The organism is Bradyrhizobium sp. SZCCHNRI1029 (genome assembly GCF_032487555.1).
Lineage (GTDB): Bacteria > Pseudomonadota > Alphaproteobacteria > Rhizobiales > Xanthobacteraceae > Bradyrhizobium.
The window spans coordinates 67,789-75,000 of sequence record NZ_JAUEUK010000014.1 but is presented as its reverse complement, the minus strand read 5'-3'; the positions used below and the strand labels follow the sequence as shown (position 1 = coordinate 75,000).

Below are 7,212 nucleotides of genomic sequence, written 5' to 3'. Positions count from 1 at the left end.
GCCAATGGAGCTCACATGGATCTGGCGATCCAGGCGGCCCCTGATGTTTCTAAAACAGCTCGATAGTGCGCGATCCGAAGATCGTGGTCCGAAGACCAGACTGAAGAGCCATCCTTAGAAAGGAGGTGATCCAGCCGCAGGTTCCCCTACGGCTACCTTGTTACGACTTCACCCCAGTCGCTGACCCTACCGTGGTCGGCTGCCTCCATTGCTGGTTAGCGCACCGCCTTCAGGTAAAGCCAACTCCCATGGTGTGACGGGCGGTGTGTACAAGGCCCGGGAACGTATTCACCGTGGCGTGCTGATCCACGATTACTAGCGATTCCAACTTCATGGGCTCGAGTTGCAGAGCCCAATCCGAACTGAGACGGCTTTTTGAGATTTGCGAAGGGTTGCCCCTTAGCTTCCCACTGTCACCGCCATTGTAGCACGTGTGTAGCCCAGCCCGTAAGGGCCATGAGGACTTGACGTCATCCCCACCTTCCTCGCGGCTTATCACCGGCAGTCTCCTTAGAGTGCTCAACTAAATGGTAGCAACTAAGGACGGGGGTTGCGCTCGTTGCGGGACTTAACCCAACATCTCACGACACGAGCTGACGACAGCCATGCAGCACCTGTGTTTCGGGCTCCGAAGAGAAGGTCACGTCTCTGCGACCGGTCCCAAACATGTCAAGGGCTGGTAAGGTTCTGCGCGTTGCGTCGAATTAAACCACATGCTCCACCGCTTGTGCGGGCCCCCGTCAATTCCTTTGAGTTTTAATCTTGCGACCGTACTCCCCAGGCGGAATGCTTAAAGCGTTAGCTGCGCCACTAGTGAGTAAACCCACTAACGGCTGGCATTCATCGTTTACGGCGTGGACTACCAGGGTATCTAATCCTGTTTGCTCCCCACGCTTTCGTGCCTCAGCGTCAGTATCGGGCCAGTGAGCCGCCTTCGCCACTGGTGTTCTTGCGAATATCTACGAATTTCACCTCTACACTCGCAGTTCCACTCACCTCTCCCGAACTCAAGATCTTCAGTATCAAAGGCAGTTCTGGAGTTGAGCTCCAGGATTTCACCCCTGACTTAAAGACCCGCCTACGCACCCTTTACGCCCAGTGATTCCGAGCAACGCTAGCCCCCTTCGTATTACCGCGGCTGCTGGCACGAAGTTAGCCGGGGCTTATTCTTGCGGTACCGTCATTATCTTCCCGCACAAAAGAGCTTTACAACCCTAGGGCCTTCATCACTCACGCGGCATGGCTGGATCAGGGTTGCCCCCATTGTCCAATATTCCCCACTGCTGCCTCCCGTAGGAGTTTGGGCCGTGTCTCAGTCCCAATGTGGCTGATCATCCTCTCAGACCAGCTACTGATCGTCGCCTTGGTGGGCCATTACCCCACCAACTAGCTAATCAGACGCGGGCCGATCTTTCGGCGATAAATCTTTCCCCGTAAGGGCTTATCCGGTATTAGCACAAGTTTCCCTGTGTTGTTCCGAACCAAAAGGTACGTTCCCACGCGTTACTCACCCGTCTGCCGCTGACGTATTGCTACGCCCGCTCGACTTGCATGTGTTAAGCCTGCCGCCAGCGTTCGCTCTGAGCCAGGATCAAACTCTCAAGTTGAACTTGAAGCTTTGAACCGGCTGATCACAACGTTTGACGAGGTCCCACCAATCGATCTCCACGCTTCACAGCGCGAAAACCATGGTGTTACCTTTGAAACATTGTCCGCCGAAGTCTTCTCGTCCGATCCCAGAACCAAAAGCCGAAGCCCTCAATCCCGAGACCCGCAAGGACTCCGCCGTCCACGTTTCTCTTTCTTCATCTTCACTTGTCAAACAGCCCGGGACCTCGGTCCCACCCTCGGATGGAGGGGTGCCCAACATCTTCCGACGTCGATGAGCAACCGGGTTTTACCGGTTGTGCATCACTCAACAGAAGTGAGGAGCAATATTGGCGCGAATGCTCGCCTCGGTGTGTCCCGAAGCGGCGCCGCGCTCAGTGATCGGGTTTATAGGGGGGGCCGATCGGGGTGTCAACGCCCAATGTCAACAAATCGTCGCATCGAATCATTTTTTTCCGGACAGCAGGAGAACCCCGACTTCTTGCGGACTTCGTGCCCCACTTGGGCCACAATCCTGCGACGATTTGTTAAGCATCGACCTGGGTTGATTTGGGTCCAGCGGGGACTGCCATCGATTCAAGGATGATCCAGATCAAGGAAGTGGCGAGCCCTTCGCCTGATACGGCCGAGACGACATCGAGAGATCCTGAAGAACAATAGCGGTTTGCGGATTCCGGCTTTCCAGCCAGAGAGTCTCGAACCGTCAGAAGCGCGCCATCATTCCGAGCCGTTTGTCTTGGACGTTAAGCCAACCGGCAGCTGAGTGATCCCGGTGCTGACTTTGAATTTGGGGGACGAAGGTTGAACCATCGGACGTCACGCGGGGGGTATGGACGCGAGGTCGGCATGATCGATCTCGGTCATGAGCCGCCGCTATCGGTCGATGGCTCCGAGGCCGCGGTGATCGACCGCCGCCGCGTTTCCGTACAATGGTTCTCTGGTACGATTCTGACGGGTCTATGCGGCGCAGCCCTCATCGGCGGCGCCGTTTTCGCCTCGCTCGACGGCGAGATGACCTTCGCGCGCATGCCGGAGCGGATGGAGAGCGCGCTGCGCGGCGCCTTCGGTGCCAATGACCGCGTCGCCACCCTGCGCAAGAGCGACCGCCTGCCGCCGCCGAGCGAAGCGGCCGCGGCCCGCAATGTGGTGCGCATCTCGACCGTGACCCGCGCGGGATCGCGCGAGCTCATCCGGGTCCGTCCCTATGTCCGGATCTCGGGCAACCTGTCGATGACGACGAGCGATCTTTCCGCCAAGATCCCGCCGTTCAACGCCCAGCGCCTGCTGAGCGACACCGACAACGACAAGACAGGGTCCGGCGAGGATCCGAACAATCCCGAGGCCGTCGAGCCCGACGCCGAGGTCTCGTTCGTGACCAAGGATCTCGCCGCGGTGCTCCCCAAGGCGAAGATCGCAACCTCGGTGGCGCTCGACGAAATCGTCATGCGGGTCCGTGATGCGGCGAACTGGCGCGGCTACAATGGCGGCGTACGCTACGCCTCGCTTGCCAATGCCGCCGCCGACGCGGCCGGCGCGCAGGCCGTCCAAGGCGGCGACCTGAAACTGTCCTATGCCAATGACGGCACCTTGCCCGATCCTTACGCCGGCTTCGAGACCCGGGTGGTGCCGGAAAATGTCACCTTGCTCCCCAAGACCAAGGACCAGATCACCGGCGGCAATCCACTCGGCGAGCGCGTCCACCTGGTCAAGAAGGGCGATACCGTCGCCTCGATCCTGCGCGACCAGGGCGCGACGCCCGACGAAGCCAAGGCGATCGCCGCCCAGCTCGGCCCGCGCGGCCGTGACGGCGGCCTGAAGGAAGGCGAGAAACTGCGCATCCTGATGGCGCCATCCAGCCCTGCCCCCGGCGCCCGGCTACAGCCGTTCCGGGTCATCGTCGCCAACGACACCATGATCGAGGCGGTGGCCGCGCTGTCGGACCTCGGACGATACGTCGCCGTGGACGCGCAGAGCATGAACACGGTCACCGAGACCGCCGACAACACCAATGACGAGGAGGATGACGGCACCGGTGTCCGCCTCTATCAGAGCATTTACGAGACGGCGATGCGCAACAAGGTGCCCGCGCCGGTCATCGAGGACATGATCCGCATCTACTCCTACGACGTCGATTTCCAGCGCAAGGTGCAGCCTGGGGATTCGTTCGACGTCTTCTATGCCGGCGACGACGACGACAAGCCTGGCAACAACGACAAGACCGAGGTGCTGTTCACTTCGCTGACGGTCGGCGGCGAGACCAAGAAATACTACCGGTTCCAGACCCCCGACGACAGTGTCGTCGACTATTACGACGAGACCGGCAAGAGCGCGAAGAAGTTCCTGGTGCGCAAGCCGGTCAACAACGCGATCATGCGCTCCGGCTTTGGCGGCCGCCGCCATCCGATTCTCGGCTTCGTGAAGATGCACACCGGCGTCGACTGGGCCACCGCCTACGGCACCCCCATTTTCGCCTCCGGCAACGGCGTGCTCGAGAAGGTCGGCCAGGAAGGCGGCTACGGCAAATATATCCGCATCAAGCACAACAACGGATACGAGACCGCCTACGGCCACATGTCGGCGTTTGCCAAGGGCATGGAGCCCGGCAAGCGCGTGCGCCAGGGCCAGGTCATCGGTTTCGTCGGCTCGACCGGCATGTCGACCGGCCCGCACGTCCACTATGAGATCCTCGTCAACGGCCGCTTCGTCGACCCGATGCGCGTGAAGCTGCCGCGGGGCCGGTCGCTCGAGGGCCCGATCATGGCCAACTTCGAGAAGGAGCGCGACCGCGTCGACCAGATGATGACCAGCCGCGGCACCGGCGCCTCGCGCATCTCCGACGCCGGCCCGATCCAGGTCAGCCGGTGAGCGAGACCCCTCGCCCCCCCAAAGGCGCGTTCAACTGAAAACGGCCCGCGCTGATCTCTCAGCGCGGGCCGCTTCCGTTTCAGTTCGGCGAAACGCCGCTCAGTTCAGCTTGCGCTTCGGAATCGGCGCCTCGAAAGTCGCGATCTCGGCAGTGTGCGGCACCTTGCCGTTGAAGGTCAGCACATTGCCTTCGGCCGAGATCGTCATGTGATCGCCGTCCTTCACGTCTCCGGCGAGGATCATCTCGGCGAGCGGATCCTGCACGCTGCGCTGGATCACCCGCTTCAACGGCCGTGCGCCGTAAGCCGGATCCCAGCCCTTGGCGGCGAGCCAGTCGCGCGCGTCGCCATCGAGCGACAGCGTGATCTTGCGCTCCTCCAGGAGCTTCTGGAGACGTCCGAACTGGATCTCGACGATCCGGCCCATCTCGCTCTTCTGCAGGCGGTGGAACAGGATGATCTCGTCGACGCGGTTGAGGAACTCGGGTCGGAAATGGCTCCGCACCGTGCCCATCACCAGCTCGCGCACCTCCGACGTATCCTCGCCCTCCGGCTGATTGACCAGGAACTCGGAGCCGAGATTGCTGGTCATGATGATCAGCGTGTTGCGGAAGTCGACGGTGCGGCCCTGGCCATCGGTCAGGCGGCCGTCGTCGAGCACCTGCAAGAGAACGTTGAACACGTCCGGATGCGCCTTCTCGATCTCGTCGAACAAGACGACCTGGTACGGCCGGCGCCGCACGGCCTCGGTCAGCGCCCCGCCCTCGTCATAGCCGACATAGCCGGGAGGCGCGCCGATCAGCCGCGACACCGAGTGCTTCTCCATGTACTCGGACATGTCGAGCCGGACCATCGCGGTTTCGTCGTTGAACAGATACTCGGCGAGCGCTTTCGTCAGCTCGGTCTTGCCGACACCGGTCGGCCCTAGGAACATGAACGAGCCCATCGGCCGGTGCGGGTCCTGCAAGCCGGCACGCGAGCGCCGCACGGCGGTCGCGACCGCATGCACGGCTTCGAACTGGCCGACGACGCGCTTGCCGAGCGAGTCCTCCATGCGCAGGAGCTTGTCCTTCTCGCCCTCGAGCATCTTGTCGACCGGCACGCCGGTCCAGCGCGAGACCACCTGCGCGATGTGGTTGGCGGTGACCGCCTCCTCCATCATCTCCCCGGCATTCTCCTTGGCCTCGATGTCGGCCAGCTGCTTCTCCAGCTCGGGGATGCGGCCATAGGCCAGCTCGCCCGCCTTCTGATACTCGCCGCGGCGCTGCGCGTTGGCGAGCTCGATGCGCAGGCCGTCCAGCTCGCTCTTGAGCTTCTGCGCGTTCGACAGCTTGTCCTTCTCGGCGCTCCATTTCGACGTCAGCGCCGCCGACTTCTCCTCGAGATCGGCGAGCTCCTTCTCCAGCACCTGCAGCCGCGTCTTGGAGCCGAGATCGCTCTCCTTCTTCAAGGCCTCCTGCTCGATCTTGAGCCGGATGATCTCGCGATCCAGCGAGTCCAGTTCCTCGGGCTTGCTGTCGACCTGCATCTTCAGCCGCGCCGCCGCCTCGTCCATCAGGTCGATGGCCTTGTCGGGCAGGAAGCGGTCGGTGATGTAGCGGTTCGACAGCGTGGCCGACGCCACAAGCGCGGAGTCGGTGATGCGCACGCCGTGATGCTGCTCGTATTTGTCCTTCAGGCCGCGCAGGATCGAGATGGTATCCTCGACCGTCGGCTCGGTGACGTAGACCGGCTGGAACCGCCGCGCCAAGGCCGCGTCCTTCTCGACGTGCTTCTGATACTCGTCGAGCGTGGTCGCGCCGATGCAGTGCAGCTCGCCGCGAGCGAGCGCGGGCTTCAGCAGGTTCGACGCATCCATCGCGCCGTCGGCCTTGCCGGCACCGATCAGGGTGTGCATCTCGTCGATGAACAGCACGAAGCTGCCTTCGGCCGACGTGACCTCCTGCAGCACGGCCTTCAGCCGCTCCTCGAACTCGCCGCGATATTTCGCGCCGGCGATCAGCGCGCCCAGATCGAGCGACAAAAGCCGCTTGTCCTTCAGGCTCTCCGGCACGTCGCCATTGACGATGCGCAGCGCGAGGCCCTCGACGATCGCGGTCTTGCCGACGCCGGGCTCGCCGATCAGCACGGGATTGTTCTTGGTCCGACGCGACAGAACTTGAATGGTGCGGCGGATCTCCTCGTCGCGGCCGATCACCGGATCGAGCTTGCCGTCGCGCGCCGCCTGGGTCAGGTCGCGGGCATATTTCTTCAAGGCGTCATACGCATTCTCGGCGGTCGCCGAGTCGGCCGTGCGGCCCTTGCGCAGGGATTCGATCGCTGCGTTGAGGTTCTGCGCGGTGACGCCGCCCTTGGCGAGGATGCCGCCCGCTTCGCTGTTCTTCTCCAGCGTCAGGCCGAGCAGCAGCCGCTCCACCGTGACGAAACTGTCGCCGGCCTTCTCAGACGCCTTCTCCGCCGCGTCGAAGGCGCGCGCCAGCTCGGGCGACAGATAGATCTGCCCGGCGCCGCTGCCCGACACCTTCGGCAGCTTGCCCAGCGCATCCTCGGTCGCTTTCAGGATCGCACGCGAATTGCCGCCGGCGCGATCAATCAGACCGCCAGCGAGTCCCTCGCCGTCGTCGAGCAGGACCTTCAGCAGATGCAGCGGCGAGAACTGCTGATGGCCGTCGCGCATCGCCAGCGACTGCGCCGATTGGATGAAGCCCCGCGCGCGCTCGGTATATTTTTCGATATTCAT

The 7,212-nt window shown here is 62.5% G+C and carries 2 protein-coding genes and 1 rRNA gene; 1 reads left to right on the top strand and 2 read right to left on the bottom strand.

The features are described from left to right. Window positions 1-118: 118 nt before the first annotated feature. Window positions 119-1,607 (bottom strand): 16S ribosomal RNA (locus QW861_RS30265). A gap of 802 nt (window positions 1,608-2,409) precedes the next feature. Between QW861_RS30265 and QW861_RS30260 the strand changes: the two genes are divergently transcribed. Next, window positions 2,410-4,473 carry a M23 family metallopeptidase gene (locus QW861_RS30260; RefSeq protein WP_315753801.1) on the top strand — a complete coding sequence of 688 codons (2,064 nt, stop codon included), beginning with the start codon at window positions 2,410-2,412 and terminating at the stop codon, window positions 4,471-4,473. 99 nt (window positions 4,474-4,572) lie between these two features. On the opposite strand, the gene clpB is transcribed toward QW861_RS30260, so the two are convergent. Continuing rightward, the gene (gene clpB / locus QW861_RS30255; RefSeq protein ID WP_316193865.1) at window positions 4,573-7,212 is read right to left on the bottom strand and encodes an ATP-dependent chaperone ClpB; all 2,640 of its coding nucleotides are present in this window, start codon (window positions 7,210-7,212) and stop codon (window positions 4,573-4,575) included.

What these genes read in the sequence shown, in the direction of transcription:
- clpB (WP_316193865.1), bottom strand. Translation starts at nt 7,212, where the DNA reads ATGAATATCGAAAAATATACCGAGCGCGCGCGGGGCTTCATCCAATCG.